Here is a 19,416-nt window from a genome sequence, read left to right as displayed (position 1 = left end):
AATGGAGGGCAGTCATGAGTCAGTATCAACATCTGTTGTTGGTAGTCGATCCGACCCTGCGTCACTCTTCGGCGATCAACCATGCGGCGGCCCTAGCGAATGCCAGCGGCGCGAGTTTACATATCGCAGCACTGGTTCCCTCATTCAAATGGTTATCTCTACTTGAAGAAGGTGATCGTGAGCATGCACGAGAGGGCTATCTGCAGGACCAGCGCAATTGGCTCCAAGCTCAAGCTGAAAAGTTGCGTGGCAAAGGGGTTGAAGTCACTACTGAGGTGGTCTGGGCCGACGACATGAAACAGGAAATTCTCGATCATGTCGCGGAGCTGCAACCCGACCTGCTGATCAAGCAAAATCAATATGAGTCGTTGTTCAACCGAGTTTCTTTTACGCCACTTGACTGGCACCTGCTGCGCCGTTGTCCGGTGCCCATTTTTCTGGTGGGGGGCAGCGGTTACGTATTGCCCCGCAAAGTGGTTGCGGCGGTTGAGGTAACGGACAGTGAGGCGATAGATAATGAGCTGAACGAGCGTATTATCAAACAAGCGCGCAGTCTCGCCATCCAGTGCGATGCTCAGTTGCACCTGATTTACGCCTACGATATCTCCGCTCCCTTCCTAGCGGTCATGCGGGGGCTGAGCCTCACTGACCTCACACGGGCCCTTCGCGCGGATATGGAAAAATCCTTTAGCAGGTTAGCCGAACAGTTCGCGGTTCCTTCCAATCTTCGACACTTCATTGAGGGCAGTCCTGCCAACGCACTGAGTGAATTCGCCCATGAACACCATGTGGATGTAATAGTGATGGGGCGGGTTCAATCCCATGGTATGGATAAACTACTTGGGAGTACGATTGAACATATTCTGTATCAGGTACCTTGCTGCATACTGGCAGTCTAGATTAGTCAGTGCTGCATTACGTGGACTGAATGTGCAGCCGATGTGGCGTACAGAAGATTATTTACGCCTCCAGTACTTCTGCATTTCCAAAAAAAGAAAGGATGCAGTCCATGTGATGAGAACCAGTCCGGTGAGGGCTTGCAGGCCAGTTAAATATTTGAGGTTGCCGACTGGCGAGATATCACCAAAGCCAATCGTCGTATATGTCGTAAAAGAAAAGTAAACGCAGTCCATCAATGAACCATCGAAGTTGCCTATGAGGCTGCCCCAATGCCCGGAGTGAACCATCAAGTAATAAACCACCGCAAAGCACCAAACCTCCGTGGCGTGGGCCACTAGGGCGCCACATACTCCCACCACAATTCTGAAGCGGCTCCACAGCTTAAGACGGGGTAGCCAGTCATTCAGACGCAGCAGACATTCGTAATGAATCACGACTACGGCTATGACCACCAGCGCATTGATTAGTGTGACTGCCAACATAGCGAACCGCCAGCATGTAGGAACTGGAATTTTGTCCATTTTCTACATCTGAGTGATAGAAAGTCGTTGAGGTAAATCAATGATCTTCGAGCGTTTGAGATTTCATTGATAAAAGTCATACCTTACCGCCAGGTAATACAGAATAATTGAGCAACGGTATTCGAGCTTTGGAAAAGGAAGTCTGGCTATACCGCCAAGTGGCTGTTTTCAGGGGAGGTTAATGATGCTGAAACTTAAACGCATTCTCCTGATTGCGCCAAACGAGATGACGCTGACTCCAGCATTTGAGCGCGCGCAGGCCTTGGCGGGAGCAACCGGCGCGGAATTGCATATTGTTGCGTTCGACTATGTTCCCGCTTTGGCCGTGGCCGGTCTGCTAGACCATGAGGCAATGACACTGGCACGAGAAGGCTATTTGCAGATGCACCGGCATTGGCTGGAGCAGCAAGCCCGGTTCAAGCGGTGCATCGGAATGCGGGTCACCTCCGAAGTGGTCTGGGCCAAGTCGAGCCTCGCCAACATACTCGAGTATGTGAATGACTTACATCCAGATCTTGTGATAAAGGACAGCCAGTATGTGCCTGCACTCGACCGCGCTTTTCATCGCCCTCTGGACTGGCGGTTGCTGCGCGAGTGTCCCACCCATCTGCACCTTGTGACTGATGCAAAAACACCCAAGCCATCGAAGATTCTTGCCGCAATCGATTTGTCTCATCTTGAAGAGTTGAGCGAGGGATTGAACGACCGAATCCTCGACTTGGCTTCTACTCTGGCGGCTTGCTGCGGCTCTCAATTACACGTGCTCAACGTCAGTCGTTGGTCACACCTAAGAGACGTACCTTTCAGCGTACCGACAGGGAGTCTAGATGACAGTTTGAGCGCCGCGATAGAAGATGCCCAGCAAGAAGCTTTCGATGCACTTGCCGAGCGCTACTGCATCAATCAGACGCATCGGCATTCACTGACAGGCACTCCCCATAAGGTCATCGGGCTTTTCGCGAAGCGCAATGCCTTTGACATGCTGGTGCTGGGCACGGTCTATCACCACGGTCCCGAACGATTTCTGGGTGATACGGCAGAGAGCATCTTGAACAGGGCGCCGTGCAGTTTGATGATTGTGAAACCTTTACGCTCATTCGATTGAACGTAAGCGCTCCATAAACCACACCTCATCAAAGATGGGCGAAGCGTTCAGCTATGCGACCGAGGTGTGCAGTTCCACGGCAGCAAGGCTTCGTAATCTTCAACTGAGGACGCCTGTGGCAGACGCTCCAGTGCGTGGCGCAGCCACGCATAGGGTTCTTGGCCGTTAGCTTTGGCGGTCTTGACCAAGCTGTAAAGTTGAGCGCTCGCCGTCGCGCCTTTGGGTGTGTCACTGAACAACCAGTTTTTTCTACCGATGACGAAAGGTCGAATCGCACGCTCGGCGGTGTTGTTGTCGATGGGCAAGTAGCCTTCCTCGACGTACCGTTCGAGTTTGTTCCAGTTGTTTGCCAAGTAGTTGACCGCTTTGCCGAGAGCGTTCTGTGTAGTCATGTGGGGCAGAGTTTTCAGCATCCAAGCCTTCAGCTCACCTAGCACCTTGAGACTCAAATCCTGGCGACCTTTTTTTCGCGCCTCATTGCTACTTTGTTTATAGGCGATCTCGATGCCATAGAGTTTGCTGATTAACTTCAACGCGATGTCGGCACGTCCCGTTTTCCCTTTTGGCTGCACTTTTTGCGCCTCAACGAACTTGCGCCTGGCATGGGCCCAACACCCTAGGCGCTCAACACCTTCTTGTGCGCCCAGCGCGTTGTACCCGGCGTAATCGTCGGTCATTAGATAGCCGCGATAGTCAGCGAGCAGTCGAGTAGGTACCTCCTGCGCTCGGCTGGTGGAATAGTCAAAAAGGATTACTGGCCTGTCTGGTGGCCCACCGGTTTGCACCCACATCCAGGACTGACTGCTCGCCTCTCGGCCAGGCTCTTTCAATACCTGCACGCGGGTTTCATCGCAATGGATGATACGGCCGGCCAACAGGCTATCGCGCATTAAATTCAACAGCGGCTGGAAGTGCTCACCGCATTGAATTACCCAGCGGGCCAATGTTTGACGCGAGATATCGACGCCATGTCGACCCAGTACTTTTTCGAAGCGATGAAGCGGCAACCCATCCACATACTTGGTGGTCAACAGCATCGCCAGAACACTTGGACTGGCCATGCTTTTTTCAATCAGTTGAGCCGGTTTGTCCGCGGTGACAGGCGCCGTCTCGCAGTCGCGGCAGCCGTAGACCTTACGAACGTGTTTAATCACCCGGATCTGCATTGGCACGATTTCAAGTTGCTCGCTGATTTCCTCACCAATGGCATGTTTGCGACAGCCACAGACACAGGTCAGCTCGTGATCAGGCAAATCGTGGATGATCTCGATTCGGGGCAGATTGGCGGGTAGCGACTGGCGTTTGCCGCGACGTCTGGATGGCGCAACGATTTCTTCTTCCGAGGCATCGCTGGCAGGCTCCGCTTCGCTTTCAGCTTCGTTGAACAATGCCATTTGCGGAGTCGCAGGATCGACCGTTTGCTCTGATTTTCGAGCGAACAGTCGCTGCCTCAGCAATGCAACTTGCTCTTCAAGCAGACCGACTTTGGATTGCATCTTCACAAGCATTTGCTTGAGCAATTCAGGATCGTCAGGGAGATCTTCGGGCATGGAAATCATGCCCGGGATTATACCGAATCAAGCCACGAATCGTGGCGTCAGAACCTGATGAGGGCGGTTGCGCCACAGATCAAAACCATCAAGTAGCCAGTTCAGTTCCTGGACGGTCAGGATGATCGCTTCATCGTTGGCATCGGGCGATGTTTTAAATCGTTCGGATTCCAGGCGCTTAAGCCAGAGACAGAAGCCGTTGCGCTCCCAATACAATATCTTCACGCGGTTGCGGGGCTTGTTGAGGAAGACGAAAAGCACAGGATCAAACACGGCTACCTTGATATCCAACTCGACCAGCGCAGCCAGGCCGTCGATGGATTTTCGGAAATCGACGGGTTTGGGATAGAGGTACACTTTTTCGACTTTGGCGTCGGGACGCATCATGGCGAACTGGCTCCGTAAAGAAATCGGGAACACAGCATCCGCAATCAGCTAAGCGCTTTAAATGTGGGGTTCATGGAGCGCTTACGATTGAACGAGCTGTCATCAAGCCTGAATTGATAAAAATCAACTGACCTTGGGCCAAAAGGAGCGATCAATAGCGCTCCTCTGAAAGTGCAAGGACAACGGCCATGCGTATCACATTTCTAGGAGCTGCGGGTACGGTTACGGGTAGCAAGTACCTGCTGGAACATCGCAACCAGCATGTGCTGGTCGACTGCGGACTGTTCCAGGGTTACAAGCAACTTCGACTGCACAATCGTGACCCATTCCAACTTCCGGTCGCCGATCTCGATGCCATCGTGTTGACCCATGCGCATCTTGATCACAGCGGTTATCTACCCGTACTGGTGCGCGACGGTTATCGTGGCCCCGTATACGCCACACCCGCCACCTGTGAATTGGTCAAAATCCTGCTGTTGGACAGTGGCCGCTTGCAGGAGGAGGAAGCTGAGTTCGCCAACCGGCATGGCTTCTCAAAGCACAACCCGGCGTTGCCGCTTTACACTGAGCAAGATGCTGAGAGAGCACTGAAACTGTTGCGGCCGGTAGAGTTGCACCACAAGGTGGAAGTCGCTGCGGACATGACCATACTGTTGCGTAACGCCGGGCATATTCTCGGTGCCGCGACGGTGGAAATGATTGCTGGCGGACAGACTTGGGTTTTTTCCGGGGACTTGGGACGGCCGAATGACCCAGTGATGCTGGTTCCTGAGACTGTCGAGCAGGCGGATTATCTGCTGGTGGAGTCTACCTACGGTGATCGTCAACATCCGGACGGAGCACCACAAGCGCAATTGGCCGACGTCATCACCCGCACTGCATTACGTCGAGGGATTACCCTTGTGCCATCGTTCGCGGTGGGGCGCGCTCAATTGCTGATGTATTACTTGTATCAGTTGAAGCGCAGACGGGAAATTCCCGATATTCCAATCTACCTCAACAGTCCGATGGCAACCGATGTCACGCTGTTGTACCAGCGTTTCCGAAACGAGCACAGATTATCCTTGGAAGATTGCGAAGGCATGTGCCATGTAGCGCAATTCGTACACACGGTCGATGAGTCGAAAGCGCTTGATCAGCAACGCACCCCGGCGGTCATTATTGCCGCCAGCGGCATGGCAACAGGAGGGCGAGTGGTACATCACCTTAAGGCTCTGGCTCCCAATCCAAATAACACACTGCTAATGCCTGGCTACCAGGCCGGTGGTACCCGTGGCGCGCAAATTGTTGCCGGAGTTTCTTCGGTGCGTATCCACGGCAAGGACGTGCCGATCCGCGCCGAGGTGGTGCCGATGCACACACTGTCCGCACACGCCGACGCTGATGAAATCATGCAGTGGCTGCATGGGTTCAAACGGCCGCCAAAACATACCTTTGTCGTCCATGGGGAACCTAACGCGTCGGATGTGCTCCGCCGGCGCATCACTCTGGAGTTGGGGTGGTCGGTATCAGTGCCAGAGTATCGCGACAGTGTCGAACTCTAAGGCATCGACATCACCGCAGGTTCATAACGTACGCGCCCCAAAGCGACCGCCGTTTGTACGCTGGGTTTGATACAGATCAAACGCCATTTTTTATTGAGCGTCATTGTTTTGATAAAAATGATGAGAGATCCAGCCATGTCAAACCACAAGTTTTTCAACCGATATCATGCGGTGCAGGACTGGAGCAGAGAAGTGGCGCACAAATGCCTTTACTGGACGGGCTTCATACACTGGAAGCGCGAGGCAACTCTCTTGGTGTCGGTCTCCGTGGCGTTGATGGCAGGCTATTTTGTGGTGTTTAACTTCGCCTCTCACGAGGTGCTGGAACTGGTCAATACGTGCACCGCACGTTTAGAGATCGAGTTTGAAGATGCCGAGATAGATTCCCTTCCAGACACCATGCCTCGGTCATTGTGTGAATGCGTGGCACATCACCTTCTCGACAAGAATGGCCTGGTGCGCCTAGCGATGGTGAACATACATCTGCTTGAGCCGATAGCCCTTGAACCCGTTACGCAAAAGGACGAAGAGGCCTGTATTAATGCCTTGTGGCCGCCCCATGACGAACTGGCCAGACGCATGTCCCTTTGAATGAGGAGGGGGCATGCGTAGAGGTGGCCATCGAGTCCGCAACACAGCATCGCTGTGCGCGGCAGATATTCACTCAAACGAGATGCCCCATACCTGCGTGTTTTTTCACCCTGTGCCGAGGTCCGTAATAATCCGTCCATTGCGTTAGCTGACCTCGCCCCATTTTCCCTAGCTGCCCATTGCCCCGGCTTTGAGTGCGCAATGCGCAGGTGATTTGGCGCGTTCAGCCGATAAGCAAATGATCTTCCACCTTACTAACACCAGGTACCGACCAAGCGGCCCGTTCTGCGATTTGACGCTCACGCCACAGATGCACCTTGCCCTCGAGTTTGACCACATTGCCTTCAACTTTGATATGAATCCCATTGGCATCAACTTCGGCATTGCGCTTGAGTGCTTCTTCGATGCGTTTCTGGATATCGCCCACTTCAACCCGGGGACGAAGCGTGAGTCGGTTATCCACACCGACCACGCCGGACAGTTTGCGTACGGCCTGTTCTACGATTTCTTTCTGGTACTGCCAGTCCACCTGACCTTCCAGGCTGACCCAGCCGTTCTCCACAATGACTTTGACGCCGACTACAGGAAGATCGGAACTCCATTCGATGATGTTCAACGCACGATTGGCGATGGTGTCGTCCGCCGTGCCGGCTCCCTTGTCCAGTCTTACCTGAATTTCTTCGGCCAGTGCACGCACGCCTTTAACCGCCTTGACTGCACGTTCGGCGCTGACTTTCTGAGTGTAGTTAGTAACGTGGCCGGTCAGGGTGACGACTCCATTGTCTACGGCAACACCAATGTTGGCGGCATCGATGTTGGGCTGGAATTCAAGCTCTTCCAGAATGGTTTTACGCAGACTCAAGTCGTTCATGACGATCTCCTCGGTTGAAGGGCGGTATTTGCCCGTTCCACTTTTCTACGCCTGAGCAACATCGGGGCATTGAGTTAAATCAAGAAGGCGCCAGTGCTCAATTCCCCCGATCGCTAGATGCTGTCTGATTGATAAAAGTCAGAGAAGTCAAGCAATGCCCGCCGATACTTGAGTCGTCAATTGTATGTTTCAGGCGCAAAAGCCGAGGATAAAAAATGAGCAGATACTTCACCGTTGCAGTGCTGAACATACTCCTGGCGACGACGGCCGGGTGCAGTCATCAGCATGCCCAGGAAATCGATGCTCGCTTAGAGTCCGCAGAAAGCAATGCTGCGTGGGCTCGACTTAGGGCGGATGAGGCCTACCTGAAGGCAGAACTCGCAGCGGAAATTGCTGTTCGAGCACATCACACGGCCGATGAAGCCGACGTACGTAACAGTTGGAAGAAGTAAGACGTTTCGCAGGTTTTGAGTTCATGCGCCTCTGCAAATCTTATCCCCTATCGTATGTCCAGCGCCGACGTATCTCTTGTTCACCGCCAAATTCTTAAAACGCAAACCACTGGTTTTCTAAAGAAAATCGAGGGCTTGTGATTTTTGGCGCCGGCAATCCAGCCGATCGACGCCACACCCGTGATCAACAACTGACTGGCGTAGGTATACCGACATTGTCCTAGTCCACGGTAGCGCCCCCCGCGGCGAGCAAGTGCGCCTTGAAAAAGCGGTCACGCATGACAAAGTCACTAACATACGGCCGGCCGCTTTTGGCCGATTGTTGCCTGTCGCGACCGGCTGAAAACGACGCTTAGCTGCCGGTGGCGAAGCAAAACAAGGCCAGAAAGGGCCATTTAAAGGTGTCTACGAATGTAGGGACGATTCACTACTTAAAGCTCCACCAGAGAAAAGCGTTTTTCTGCGCTGTCCCCATCAATGGGCTGCAACTTGTAGGGGGCCATTGGGTCGTTTGATTAACCATACCGCTCCAATTGATAATGTCATAAGCAGGGTCGCCCAAGCGTAGAAGTCATTAGTGGCGAGCATTACTGCCTGACCATCAACTAAGCGTGAAAAAACCGCTGAAGCACTTTCACGCGTCAGATGATTCCCCATCGCGCCGGCAATGATTTCTTGTTGTGCCTCTGAAGGGATAACTGCAACGAGCTCAGATCTGCTTTCCTTACTCATGTGTTCCCAATAGGTTTGAGTCAATGAAGAGCCAATTGCCATAGACAATACCCTTAGGAAGTTTTGCAAGCCTGCCCCGCTTGCGACTTTTTCACTGGGCAGGTCAGAAACTCCCAATGAGGTTAGCGTGATCATGCAAGCGGGTATACCCGCTCCCAGCACGAACATGGCGATTGCAACTGTCCCATAATCTGCTTGAGTGGTCATATGGGCTCTCATAAAGAATGAAATTGCTAGTACGCTCATGCCATATGTCACAATCCAGCGCGGGTCTACTTTTGGTAGCAATCTTCCTACTATAGGCGCACTTATAACAGCAAGTATCCCCATTGGCGCGGTAGCCAGCCCCGCCCAGGTAGCGGTATAGCCCATTTGTTGCTGAAGCCAAAGAGGTGTTAGAACAATGTTTCCGAAAAATATTCCGAACATCAAACTCAATGTGACGGTGGAAACCAACCAGTTGCGAGATCGAAACACGCTCAGATCAATCACAGGTTCAACTTCAGTTAGTTCCCAAATAGTCAAGATAATGAGGCTTACTACTGAAATAACTGCACAAGTGGTGATAATAGGAGAAGAGAACCAATCCAGCTCTCTACCTTTATCGATCATGAACTGAAAACTGGTTACAAAAATTGCGAGCAGTGCTAACCCCACACCATCAATTTTTGTGCGGGAGGTCGGACCGTCCCGCCCGCGTAAAACCTTTAAACTACCAAGCATCACCAACAAACCAAATCCGATGTTGATATGAAAAACCCAACCCCAATGCCAGTTGTCTGAAATAATTCCACCGAGGATTGGTCCAAAAATAGGAGCCACAACGGTCATCATTCCCCATAACGCAAGTGCGATATGCGATTTTTCCTTTGGAAAGACAGCGAGCATCAAAGTTGAGGAAAGTGGAATCAATGGTCCGCCTGCCAAACCTTGCAGTACCCGAAAAATCACCAAGCTTCCCAACGACCACGACAATCCGCAGCAAACAGAAAATACTACAAAGCAAACGAGCGATATTGTAAACAAGCGTACTTCACCGACTTGGCGGACGAGCCATCCGGTAAGGGGAATGGTGATAGCTTCTGCTACTGCGTAGGCGGTGATGATCCAGGTCCCCTCTGTGGTTGAGACACCCAAGAACCCCGAGATGGTTGGCATTGCAACGTTCGCAATTGTGGTGTCGAGAACCACCATGAAATTAGCCAGCGACAGAACCACAGCTGCAATGATCAGATTACCCCCACTCAAAGGGGAATGGTTGGAAGTACTCATAGTGTTTATCGCTTAACCACAGCGTTCTGGTCGCTCTTGTCGCTGACGTCGACACTGACCTGCATAGAGAGCCCCACGCGTAGTGGATGCTGCATTATTTGCTCACGATCCAGAGAAATACGAACCGGTAAGCGTTGAACTACTTTGATCCAGTTGCCGGTGGCATTTTGTGCAGGAATAGCCGAGAACGCTGAGCCGGATCCGCCTGCGAAACCAACAACTACTCCCTTGTAAATGACGTTGTTTCCATAGATATCTGCAGTAAGTTCAACAGATTGACCAGGGTGAACGCGCTGCAGCTGCCCTTCCTTAAAATTTGCGTCAACGTAAATTTTGTCGATAGGAACTACTGTCATTAAACGGGCGCCCAATTGCACTTGCTGGCCGATCTCGACTACCCGCTGCGCAATGACTCCGTCAAAGGGCGCTCGCAATACAGTTCGCTCCAGATTGACTTTAGCCTGGCTAAGCTTCGCCCTGGCCGTCAGTACTGCCGGGTTGGAGTTCAGTGAGCCGTCCTCGACGAGGGCCAAGTTCGCTTGCCTTGCTCCTTTCGCTGCTTCATACGCAGCCTCTGCAACCCGTATGCTAGCTTTGGCCTGACCCAATGCAGCCTGCGCCTCGCGAAGGCGCGTTTGTGCGTTGGTTAATTCTTCCTGCGATATCGCACCTACCGCGGCGAGGTTATGCCTACGGCGCTCGTCAACGAGAGCTTTGTCATAAGAGGCAGTGAATCGGGATAGATCACTGCGGGCTGCAGCAATCTGAGCGCTTCGCAGGTCGATCTGACCAGCATAATTCACATCGTTACCCAACAACTCCCTAACGTGCCGCTCGGTTCGTGCCACCTCAGATAGTGCTTGTGCGACGTTTAGCTGAGCGTCCGTATCATCCAGCACTACCAGCACATCACCCGCTTTCACGAATTGCGTGTCACTGACTCTGACTTCCTTTACGGGGCCCGCTATCAAAGGGGTGATCTGAGCGCTCTCGGCCGCTGTGTAGGCATTTTCAGTCGTCACAAAATTGCCAGCAAAAAAGAATTTCCATCCTGCGTAGGCACACGCAACTAACCCGAAGCCCAAAATCGCGAACCGGAAAAGTTTTTTACGTCGGTATTGAAGGGTATTTTTCGTTGCGTCAGTCGGTGCCTGGATAGTGCTCATATGTCGCTCGTCACGTCGTCACTTGATTAGAAAGAAAAATTCCGCTCGAAATTCAGACTAAACCGATCGGTACGGTACGGTCAAATTTACTGACCTGTTTAGGCCATTTTAGCCTAATTTTACTGGTAATTGTTGACTGTACCGATGGGTCCGGCGACCATTGACGATGTTTCTAATGCGCCCATGCCGTTAGGCACATAACCCATTATCAAATTCAGGCTTAAATCCGCATGCAGGCAACCTCCACCGTCCATTCGGATACCCTCTCCCCGAAAGCCAGAATGGTTGTCGCCGGAGCACGTGAGATTTTCTTGGCACACGGTTTCAGCGCAGCCACTACCGACATGATTCAACGTGCTGCCGGCGTATCAAAGTCCACCGTGTACGCGTATTACCCTACGAAAGAGAAGCTATTCGAAGCTGTCGTGGAAGCAGAGTGTGAAGCGGCGATCCAAGCAGTGCACTCGGTGGCTATGCACCTGAATGACTTGCGTGACGTGTTGTCGACTCTAGCCCGAGCCTATATGACGATATTTCTGTCACCGTCGGGCTTAGCACTTTTTCGGGCAATAATCGGTGAAGCACCTAGGTTTCCGCAGTTAGCCCGCCATTTTTACTTGGTCGGGCCGAGTTCTATGAATAATCTAGTTGCTCAGCACATCGAACGATCTACTCGGATTGGAGAATTAGATGTCAGTAGCGTGGGACTTGAAACAGCAGCCAGTATCTTTACAAATTTGGTGCGCTCGGAAGCACAGATGCAATGCTTGACCCATCCGGGATCAGTTCCTTCCGCCGCGCAACAGGATCAATGGATTAATACTGCTGTCGTCACATTTCTTCGTGCATTTGGCACCTCGAATTTCAATGCAGGTAAGGTTTGACCGCCCAAGTCAAACGTTACTGGGCAGGCAGTAAAAATATATTAGGCTGGTCCCACGGCCATCAATATGACGCTGAATCTGGCGTTCACATTCCAAAGCACTTTAAACAGATGGAAGCTATGAAAACAAAAGGGAAAGGAATTTCGCTGGATTCAAATAAAGCGGAAAGAGGTTGTTCAGTAACAACAGCCATTGACCCGACAGCAAGTTCTAATGGCTCCAAATATCCCCGTGGTTTCCTTTCGCCAGCCACCTATACGTACGTATAGTCGCACATGAATAGCAAATGTGTATGCTTAGACAATGTTCTCGCGGATAGTACATACACCCTAGATTCTGCCATGCCTTCAGGCACGACTGACTCGGCCAAATCTTTGAAATTCGAAACACAATACTTATTCCAATATTTTTAGAAAAAAGTGGACGGTCAAAGTATGAGCACCATAACGCTGATTTCGATGACCAACCCTGCGCATCACTCAAGTCGGGATCTTCATTTGAACATTCCTGTGCAAAGTGCTCCCACGAGTGAAGTGGGTAGCGATGCGCCTTCGAATGTTCGCGAAGGGGTCAAAGTCAGTATTTCAATTGATGGACGAAGCCTTTCAGAATCTGCAAAAAGCTCTAATCATTCTTCTGAAACGGACCAAGCTAAGATGCTTGACAAAATTCGCGAACGGATTAAGGACATACAAGAGCAGATTCAAGAACAACAGGCTCAGCTTCAGGCTATTCAAATGAATCGTAACCTGACGAATGAGCAAAAGGCGCAGCGCGTAAGTGAGATAAATCAACAACTGGCAAGCCTTAATAGCGAGCTTACTAGCGCTACAGCTCAGCTACTGGAAACTTTGAGAGGGAAAGCAAAAATTGCCGGTGCGGAAGGAGTGCAGCCGATGCCTTACGTAAAACATGATGTAGAAACACCTACTGCTTAGGACATTACCGTGGGGTATTGAGCGCATGGCGCTTAGCACCTCTATGGTGCAGTTATAGCTAAGTCCTGGATGCGTTCGACTGATAAATATAACTTCGACGGCCAAATTTTTCGTCCTCGTTTGTGCCTGACTTAGACGTAAATAATCATCAAAGTTATATTCCTGAATCCGACAGCGTGTCATTAGCGTAGCGTCAGAGCGTAACTGATCACCTCCGATTATAGTTAGACTATTGGATAGAAGTATGCAGACATTATGGGACGATGGTGAGCGTGTCCTCTGCCGGCGGTCGCGTCCACATCTTGGCGGTAGTATCCTAATTGCCCGTACCTCCGCTGAACACCCCCTGCCTGAAAGCCTAAATCGACTCAATCATGAATTTGGCTTTAAGGACGAACTAAGTAGTGAATGGGCAGCGAGACCTCTTGAATTATCTCGTGAAGACGGTAGGACGGTACTTTTACTCGAAGATCCTGGCGGTGAAATACTAGCGGGACTGCTCGTTGCGCCTATGGAGACCGCTCGGTTTTTGCGCTGGGCTATCAGGATAGTCGTCGCGCTTCGCAAGCTTCATCAAAGCGGGCTGATCCATAAGGACATAAAGCCTGCGCACATTTTAGTGAACTGCTTGGATGGACAAGTTCGCTTCACTGGCTTTGGGCTCGCCTCGCGCCTGTTGCGCCAACGGAAGGTATTAGAACCAGTAGAAACGATTGCTGGCACGCTCGCGTACATGGCGCCTGAGCAGACAGGCCGGATGAATCGATCAATTGATTCGCGCAGTGACCTTTACTCGCTCGGTGTCACGCTCTATCAAATGCTAACCGGCTCATTGCCATTCACCGCGTCCGATCCAATGGAGTGGGTGCACAGCCATATCGCTCGTAATCCAGCTGCGCCGCGCCTACGGATTGGAACCGTACCGGAGATGCTGTCGCGGATTGTCATGAAGTTACTGGCTAAAACCGCGGAGGATCGTTACCAAACGGCCGCTGGTTTGGAGCAAGATCTGCGCCGGTGTCAAGACGAATGGCAACAACAGCAAAGTATTCATGAGTTTACGTTGGATGAATACGGCGCGTCCGACCAGTTGCTGATTCCCGAAAAGCTTTATGGCCGCGAAGACGATGTCGGCAGTTTACGCGTGGCTTTTGAGCGACTTGTCCGAAGTAGTGTTCCGGAGTTGTTGTTGGTTTCCGGTTACTCAGGCATGGGCAAATCTTCAGTAGTATACGAACTTCAAAAATCCTTAATCCCCAACTACGGACTTTTCGCTGCTGGCAAATTCGATCAGTATAAGCGAGACATCCCTTATTCAACAATTGCCCAAGCGTTCCAAAGCCTTATTCGCACGCTATTAGGTAAAAGTGACGCGGAACTGAAAATTTGGCGCGACTCACTTTTAAATGCAATAGGTGATAATGCAGGGCTCATTACCGATCTCATACCTGAGCTAAAGCTAATAATTGGCGTGCCACCCGCGATACCGGAGCTCGAACCGCAACAGGCTCAACGTCGCTTCCTCTTTGTATTTAGAAGGTTTATAGGCGTATTCGCGCGACCGGAACACCCGCTTGTATTATTTCTCGATGACCTCCAGTGGCTGGACGCTGCAACACTAAACTTGATTGAAGATCTCCTGACCAACCCAGACATTCGCAATCTTATGTTGATTGGTGCGTATCGCAATAACGAGGTCGATGTAACCCACTCTTTGACGTCTAAACTTGAAGCAATACGCAGCACTGGTGTCAGAATCGATGAAATTGTTCTTGCGCCGCTTACCAGATCGCACGTCGAGCAGTTGCTGATGGAATCATTGCGTAGCGATCTGAAAAGTATCGAGCCGTTGGCTGAGCTAGTGCTGACCAAGACGGCAGGTAACCCTTATTTCGTCATTCGGTTTCTACATGCATTGGTCGACGAGTCACTTCTAGTCTTTGATCATGATGCTCGACGTTGGTGTTGGGACACGAATCGCATCCATGCCAAAGGCTATACCGATAACATTGTAGACTTGATGATTGGCAAGCTGACGCGGTTACCAGGTGGGACACAACAGGCTCTGCATCAATTGGCTTGTTTGGGCAGCGTAGCCGAGGTTGCCGTCCTTTCGACAGTCTTGGACCAGCCTCCGACGAACGTTCATGCGGCGCTGAGGGAAGCGGTCAAGCAGGAGCTCATCGAGCGCCGGGGGGACCTATACGCATTCTCTCACGATCGTGTTCATGAGGCCGCCTATCTCCTGACCTCCGAATCTGTGCGCGTTCAAACCCACCTACGGATCGGCCGACTGCTTGCAGTGCAAATCCCGGCTGAAAACCGCGAGGAAGCAATTTTCGAAATCGCCAGCCAATTCAATCGCGGCGCCATCCTTATCACTGAGCGGGATGAACGCGAGCAACTTGCGCAATTCAACCTTTTAGCCGGCCAACGCGCCAAGGAGTCAACTGCATACGCGTCCGCACTAAATTATTTCTCCATTGGCATTCGGTTTCTAGACGAGGATTGCTGGGAGCATCAGCATGAATTGGCTTTCGCATTGGAGTCAGGTCGCGCGTTGTGTGAATTCCTGACAGGACATATTTCGGTCGCGGAAGAGAGACTGAAGAGGTTATCGGCTCATGCGAGAACGATGTGCGAACGCACATTGATCGCCTGCTTGCAAGTAGACGTCTATCTGGTACTCAATCAAAGTCATAGCGCCGTCGCTGTTTGCCTCGAATTCCTTCGGCATCTTGGTATCGATTGGTCACCTCACCCTACCAGCGATCAGGTGAGCCGAGAATACAATCAGATATGGTCTACTCTCGGAGAGCGGAGCATTGAGGCGCTCATCGAGATGCCCCCGATGACCGACGCGAAAGCTCTGTCAACGATCGAAGCGCTGACTACCCTTTTCTCTCCTGCTTTACATACAGATCCAAACCTTGCTTGCCTGACGATTTGCACAGCAATCAACCTGAGCCTGGAGTACGGAAACGGTGACGCTTCGTGCGTGGCATACGCGAATATTCCCCGAATCGCCGGTCGCCTTTTCAATCACTATCAGGATGGATTCCGGTTCGGCGAGCTCGGATGCCAACTAGTTGAGCGCCGTAACCTAGAACGTTACAAAGCCCGCACGTATCTCTCTTACGCTCTATTCGTCGAGCGTTGGGCGCAACCTGTTCGGTCTTGCGGTCTTCAGATGCAGCAAGCCTTCGAGGCGGCGACCAGGAGCGGTGACGTTGCGTTCGGCGCGTTCACTTGCAACAGCTTAGTCTCCAATCTGTTATTTATTGGTGAGTCGCTGGTTGAGGTGCAAAGTGAAGCCGAGCGTGGTTTGGCTCACGCCAGAAAGGTGAATTTTGGGCTGGTCATCGACTTTATCGAAAACCAGCTTGCGTTCATTCGAATGCTTCGCGGCGTGACACCCACCTTTGGTTATCTGGAGGATGCGAGGTTCGGTGAATCCCGTACTGAAAGCTGTTTGGATAAAAGCTCTCAACTGTACTCATGCTGGTATTGGATTCGGAAGTTGCAGGCGAGGTTTTTCGATGGCAAGTACGCAGAGGCCCTAGAGGCAGCCTCTCATGCACAAAAGCTGATCTGGACCTCCCATTCGTTTTTGGAGGAAGCCGAATGCTATTTCTATGAAGCGTTGGCACGAGCGGCTGTTTGCGACACTGCGTCACCTGCCGAGCGATCTCGACATCTGAAGATTATTTCAGAGCTTCACGAAGAATTACGTGTATGGGAGAACCTTTGCGCAGAGAATTTCGCTAGCTATTCGGCGTTGATCAGAGCAGAAATTGCCCGCATAAAAGGTCGCAGGATGAATGCCGAACATCTCTACGAGCAGGCAATAGAGTCGGCACAGAATAGCGGGTTCGTGCATATCGAAGCGTTAGCTAATGAGCTTGCATCTCGACATTACGAAGCGCGCGGCTTGACCAAAATTGCTCGACTTTACATGCAGGATGCCCGTTTCGGATATCGACGTTGGGGCGCCGACGGCAAGGCACGGCAGCTAGAGAAAAAGTATCCGTTTCTGAGGGTGGAAGATCCGACGACCAGCCCGACAACCACCACTGCAACGCATGTTGAACAACTCGATCTTGCCACTGTACTTAAGGTGTCCAAAGCTGTTTCAGGCGACATAGTTTTGGAGAAGTTAATTGATACAGTTATGCGCACGGCTATCGAGCAGGCAGGAGCTGAACGTGGTCTGTTAATTCTCTCGAACGATGGGGATTATCGAATTGTCGCGCAGGCAAAAGCTGGCGACACTTCGACCCTGTTGCAACTGCGAGATGTACCAGTGAGCGCAAGCATGCTACCTGAGTCGATTCTTTTCCATGTCCTACGTACAGGGGAGAGCGTGGTGATCGATGATGCGCTAGCGGAGGCCTCGTATGCCGCGGTCACCTACATCCGTGAAAATTGCATCCGTTCGATTCTTTGCCTGCCATTGATGAACCACTCAAAGCTCACGGGAGCGTTGTATTTAGAAAACAGCCTGACAGCACAGGCATTCAGTGGCTCTCGTATCGCAGTGCTTAAGCTGGTGGTTTCTCAGGCAGCAATATCCCTGGAAAATGCGCGCTTGTACCGCGAAATTGCTGAACGTGAAGCGAAAATTCGTCGCCTGGTAGACTCCAATATCATCGGAATTCTATTCTGGACAATTGCGGGCGACATTATTGAGGCCAACGACGCTTTTCTTCATATGGTGGGGTACGAGCGTGAGGACGTCAATTGTGGACGTGTCTGCTGGAAAGATCTGACGCCGCCAGAGTTTCGTGAGGTGAGTGAAAACTCTATGTTGGACGCCGTGCAATCGGGCCGTGCCCAATCCTTCGAAAAGGAATATGTTAGAAAAGATGGCAGCCGAGTGCCAGTTATCGTTGGCCTGGCAATGCTCGAAGCAAGTCGAATTGAGGGTGTGGCTTTCGTAATGGACCTCACCGACCGGAAGAGAGCTGAAGAAAAAGTCCACGAGGGCGAGCGGCGCTATCGCGATGTCCAGAACGAGTTAGCTCATGCCAACCGGGTCGCGACTATGGGGCAGCTCGCTGCTTCAATAGCTCATGAGGTTAGTCAGCCCATCGCTGCAACTCTGATGAATGGTCACGCGGCACTACGTTGGCTGAAGGCGCAACCACCAGAGATTGGAGAGGCAGAGCAGGTGCTTGCTCGTCTGATCACCGATGCAAATCGAGCAGCTGACGTTTTAGATCGAATTCGATCCCATATCCGAAAAACCCCACCGCAAAAATCGTCAGTGGATATAAATGCTTTGATTCGCGAGATGGTGGATTTTACTCATGGCGAAGCGACTAAAGGGGAGGTCACGGTCGACATTGCACTGGCTCTAGAATTGCCACATGTGGAGGCTGATCGAGTTGAACTGCAGCAAGTCTTGCTCAACCTAATAGTCAATGCAATTGAGGCGATGAGAGCGGTCACTGATGGCGTGCGACAATTGCATATCAGTACGTCACAGGATGAAAGTGGTGGGATTCTTGTACAGGTATCTGACTCAGGACCAGGTTTTTCTACGGAGCAAGCCGAGCAAGTATTCACTGCTTTTTTCACCACCAAAGACGCAGGTCTAGGAATGGGACTGTCCATTTGTCGCTCAATTATCGAAGGACTTGGTGGCAAACTGTGGGGAAAAGGAAATCGCCCACGCGGAGCGATGATCCAGTTCACCATACCCAATGAACAGCAAAAGCTCCAAGGTGCCCGAAATTAAAATTAACTAGCTATTATTATCAAATTCAAATCTGATTTTAGATGAAAAATTTGGTGCTAGCCTAGAAGAGCAACTTCTATGTAGTCAAAAAGCTGCTCAGGATTAAAGGGTTTAGATAAGCACGCAATAAGTTTAGGAGTATAAGCGCTCAATTGGGGCGCGGCAGCAGGGTGAGCGGTGATGAAGATGGTGGGGATGCAAAAACCCATCGCGATCAATCGTGTATGCATCTCGACACCGCTCATACCCGGCATCTGGATATCGGAAATCAAGCATTGAGTTTGAGCCAAGTCGCTCGCATTCAAAAAATCTAACGCGCAACTATAGGTTTGGGGTTTATAGCCGCAAGATCTTAATAAGCTTTTTAGAGCATCACGAACATCTTTGTCATCATCGACTACAGCAACGATTGCCGCACACGCTTTATTATTTGGTGTCATTTTATCTTCTCGAGATATCACCTCTTATTTCTATCAAGATACCCGGTCTGGAGATTTAAAGAATCATATCTCCGTATAGCGCTTAAAGATTTAAGTGTTTTTTAGCGCACTGATAGTCATTCACATTTGTGCTGCTAGGCATTGAAACGCTTTTAAAGATTGTCTTTAAGGTCAAGGTGAATCACCCCCGAATTTCATAGACGCCTCTGAGCCTTAAATTGAGGCCAAGTAGGAGTTGCCAAGAGCAACCCGATCTACCCCGAAGAATTCAAAATCCATGCGGTCAATCAAGTGACCGAACAGAAGCTGCCTGTCGGCTGATG

General features: G+C 51.2%; 16 protein-coding genes and 1 pseudogene. 9 read left to right on the top strand and 8 right to left on the bottom strand.

Translation table 11 applies throughout. The features are described from left to right. The first annotated feature begins 14 nt into the window (after positions 1–14). The gene (locus K9857_RS19255; RefSeq protein WP_224538312.1) at positions 15–899 is read left to right on the top strand and encodes a universal stress protein; all 885 of its coding nucleotides are present in this window, start codon (positions 15–17) and stop codon (positions 897–899) included. A gap of 57 nt (positions 900–956) precedes the next feature. Here the strand turns inward: K9857_RS19255 and K9857_RS19250 are convergent, their stop codons facing one another. Further along, a complete protein-coding gene (locus K9857_RS19250) occupies positions 957–1,382 on the bottom strand; it encodes a potassium channel family protein (protein ID WP_224538310.1) in 426 nt (141 codons plus the stop codon). A gap of 223 nt (positions 1,383–1,605) precedes the next feature. Between K9857_RS19250 and K9857_RS19245 the strand changes: the two genes are divergently transcribed. Beyond that, positions 1,606–2,526 carry a universal stress protein gene (locus K9857_RS19245; RefSeq protein WP_224538331.1) on the top strand — a complete coding sequence of 307 codons (921 nt, stop codon included), beginning with the start codon at positions 1,606–1,608 and terminating at the stop codon, positions 2,524–2,526. Between the two features lie 47 nt (positions 2,527–2,573). On the opposite strand, the gene tnpC is transcribed toward K9857_RS19245, so the two are convergent. Both tnpC and tnpB read right to left on the bottom strand, forming a co-directional pair. Next, a complete protein-coding gene (gene tnpC, locus K9857_RS19240; protein ID WP_224538308.1) occupies positions 2,574–4,085 on the bottom strand; it encodes an IS66 family transposase in 1,512 nt (503 codons plus the stop codon). A gap of 18 nt (positions 4,086–4,103) precedes the next feature. Beyond that, entirely contained in the window at positions 4,104–4,463 is a 360-nt protein-coding gene (gene tnpB, locus K9857_RS19235; protein WP_224538307.1) for an IS66 family insertion sequence element accessory protein TnpB, read from the bottom strand. A gap of 188 nt (positions 4,464–4,651) precedes the next feature. Here tnpB and K9857_RS19230 point away from each other — a divergent pair, with 188 nt between their 5' ends. Continuing rightward, a complete protein-coding gene (locus K9857_RS19230) occupies positions 4,652–6,007 on the top strand; it encodes an MBL fold metallo-hydrolase RNA specificity domain-containing protein (protein WP_224538305.1) in 1,356 nt (451 codons plus the stop codon). A 135-nt stretch (positions 6,008–6,142) separates the two neighbouring features. Beyond that, positions 6,143–6,598: a hypothetical protein gene (locus tag K9857_RS19225; protein ID WP_224538303.1), complete on the top strand. Its 456-nt coding sequence runs from the start codon at positions 6,143–6,145 to the stop codon at positions 6,596–6,598. 223 nt (positions 6,599–6,821) lie between these two features. Here K9857_RS19225 and K9857_RS19220 read toward each other — a convergent pair whose 3' ends face one another. Further along, on the bottom strand, positions 6,822–7,469 hold the full coding sequence (locus K9857_RS19220; protein ID WP_224538301.1) for a BON domain-containing protein: 648 nt from the start codon (positions 7,467–7,469) through the stop codon (positions 6,822–6,824). A 215-nt stretch (positions 7,470–7,684) separates the two neighbouring features. Here K9857_RS19220 and K9857_RS19215 point away from each other — a divergent pair, with 215 nt between their 5' ends. Then, positions 7,685–7,921: an Lpp/OprI family alanine-zipper lipoprotein gene (locus K9857_RS19215; RefSeq protein ID WP_224538300.1), complete on the top strand. Its 237-nt coding sequence runs from the start codon at positions 7,685–7,687 to the stop codon at positions 7,919–7,921. A gap of 113 nt (positions 7,922–8,034) precedes the next feature. Here K9857_RS19215 and K9857_RS19210 read toward each other — a convergent pair. The 3 genes and pseudogenes from K9857_RS19210 to K9857_RS19200 all read right to left on the bottom strand — a co-directional run. Then, positions 8,035–8,240: pseudogene (locus tag K9857_RS19210) on the bottom strand (site-specific integrase); the annotation flags it as partial. Between the two features lie 155 nt (positions 8,241–8,395). Continuing rightward, the gene (locus K9857_RS19205) at positions 8,396–9,925 is read right to left on the bottom strand and encodes a DHA2 family efflux MFS transporter permease subunit (protein ID WP_224538298.1); all 1,530 of its coding nucleotides are present in this window, start codon (positions 9,923–9,925) and stop codon (positions 8,396–8,398) included. 5 nt (positions 9,926–9,930) lie between these two features. After that, entirely contained in the window at positions 9,931–11,091 is a 1,161-nt protein-coding gene (locus K9857_RS19200; protein ID WP_224538296.1) for an HlyD family efflux transporter periplasmic adaptor subunit, read from the bottom strand. Between the two features lie 230 nt (positions 11,092–11,321). Between K9857_RS19200 and K9857_RS19195 the strand changes: the two genes are divergently transcribed. The 4 genes from K9857_RS19195 to K9857_RS19180 all read left to right on the top strand — a co-directional run bounded on the left by K9857_RS19195 (position 11,322) and on the right by K9857_RS19180 (position 18,653). Continuing rightward, the gene (locus K9857_RS19195) at positions 11,322–11,975 is read left to right on the top strand and encodes a TetR/AcrR family transcriptional regulator (protein WP_224538294.1); all 654 of its coding nucleotides are present in this window, start codon (positions 11,322–11,324) and stop codon (positions 11,973–11,975) included. After that, the gene (locus tag K9857_RS19190) at positions 11,972–12,244 is read left to right on the top strand and encodes a hypothetical protein (protein WP_150703349.1); all 273 of its coding nucleotides are present in this window, start codon (positions 11,972–11,974) and stop codon (positions 12,242–12,244) included. Before K9857_RS19195 ends, K9857_RS19190 begins: the two co-directional genes overlap by 4 nt. 165 nt (positions 12,245–12,409) lie before the next feature. Continuing rightward, positions 12,410–12,913 (top strand): hypothetical protein, encoded by a 504-nt coding sequence (locus K9857_RS19185; protein ID WP_224538293.1) that lies wholly within the window; start codon positions 12,410–12,412, stop codon positions 12,911–12,913. Positions 12,914–13,157: 244 nt separating this feature from the next. Next, complete coding sequence (locus K9857_RS19180) at positions 13,158–18,653, top strand: ATP-binding sensor histidine kinase (protein ID WP_224538291.1); 5,496 nt, start codon at positions 13,158–13,160, stop codon at positions 18,651–18,653. A 56-nt stretch (positions 18,654–18,709) separates the two neighbouring features. Here the strand turns inward: K9857_RS19180 and K9857_RS19175 are convergent, their stop codons facing one another. Next, positions 18,710–19,093, bottom strand: coding sequence for a response regulator (locus K9857_RS19175; protein ID WP_224538290.1), 384 nt, complete (start codon positions 19,091–19,093; stop codon positions 18,710–18,712). Between the last annotated feature and the right edge of the window lie 323 nt (positions 19,094–19,416).

Source organism: Pseudomonas sp. REP124 (genome assembly GCF_020164475.1).
In the GTDB taxonomy this organism is placed as follows: Bacteria; Pseudomonadota; Gammaproteobacteria; order Pseudomonadales; family Pseudomonadaceae; genus Aquipseudomonas.
This window is presented reverse-complemented; position numbering and strand designations above follow the sequence as displayed.

Excerpts from the sequence above, each read along its gene's own strand:
- K9857_RS19255 (WP_224538312.1), top strand. The coding sequence starts at position 15 with ATGAGTCAGTATCAACATCTGTTGTTGGTAGTCGATCCGACCCTGCGT.
- K9857_RS19250 (WP_224538310.1), bottom strand. The coding sequence starts at position 1,382 with ATGTTGGCAGTCACACTAATCAATGCGCTGGTGGTCATAGCCGTAGTC.
- K9857_RS19245 (WP_224538331.1), top strand. The coding sequence starts at position 1,606 with ATGCTGAAACTTAAACGCATTCTCCTGATTGCGCCAAACGAGATGACG.
- tnpC (WP_224538308.1), bottom strand. The coding sequence starts at position 4,085 with ATGATTTCCATGCCCGAAGATCTCCCTGACGATCCTGAATTGCTCAAG.
- tnpB (WP_224538307.1), bottom strand. The coding sequence starts at position 4,463 with ATGATGCGTCCCGACGCCAAAGTCGAAAAAGTGTACCTCTATCCCAAA.
- K9857_RS19230 (WP_224538305.1), top strand. The coding sequence starts at position 4,652 with ATGCGTATCACATTTCTAGGAGCTGCGGGTACGGTTACGGGTAGCAAG.
- K9857_RS19225 (WP_224538303.1), top strand. The coding sequence starts at position 6,143 with ATGTCAAACCACAAGTTTTTCAACCGATATCATGCGGTGCAGGACTGG.
- K9857_RS19220 (WP_224538301.1), bottom strand. The coding sequence starts at position 7,469 with ATGAACGACTTGAGTCTGCGTAAAACCATTCTGGAAGAGCTTGAATTC.
- K9857_RS19215 (WP_224538300.1), top strand. The coding sequence starts at position 7,685 with ATGAGCAGATACTTCACCGTTGCAGTGCTGAACATACTCCTGGCGACG.
- K9857_RS19205 (WP_224538298.1), bottom strand. The coding sequence starts at position 9,925 with ATGAGTACTTCCAACCATTCCCCTTTGAGTGGGGGTAATCTGATCATT.
- K9857_RS19200 (WP_224538296.1), bottom strand. The coding sequence starts at position 11,091 with ATGAGCACTATCCAGGCACCGACTGACGCAACGAAAAATACCCTTCAA.
- K9857_RS19195 (WP_224538294.1), top strand. The coding sequence starts at position 11,322 with ATGCAGGCAACCTCCACCGTCCATTCGGATACCCTCTCCCCGAAAGCC.
- K9857_RS19185 (WP_224538293.1), top strand. The coding sequence starts at position 12,410 with ATGAGCACCATAACGCTGATTTCGATGACCAACCCTGCGCATCACTCA.
- K9857_RS19180 (WP_224538291.1), top strand. The coding sequence starts at position 13,158 with ATGCAGACATTATGGGACGATGGTGAGCGTGTCCTCTGCCGGCGGTCG.
- K9857_RS19175 (WP_224538290.1), bottom strand. The coding sequence starts at position 19,093 with ATGACACCAAATAATAAAGCGTGTGCGGCAATCGTTGCTGTAGTCGAT.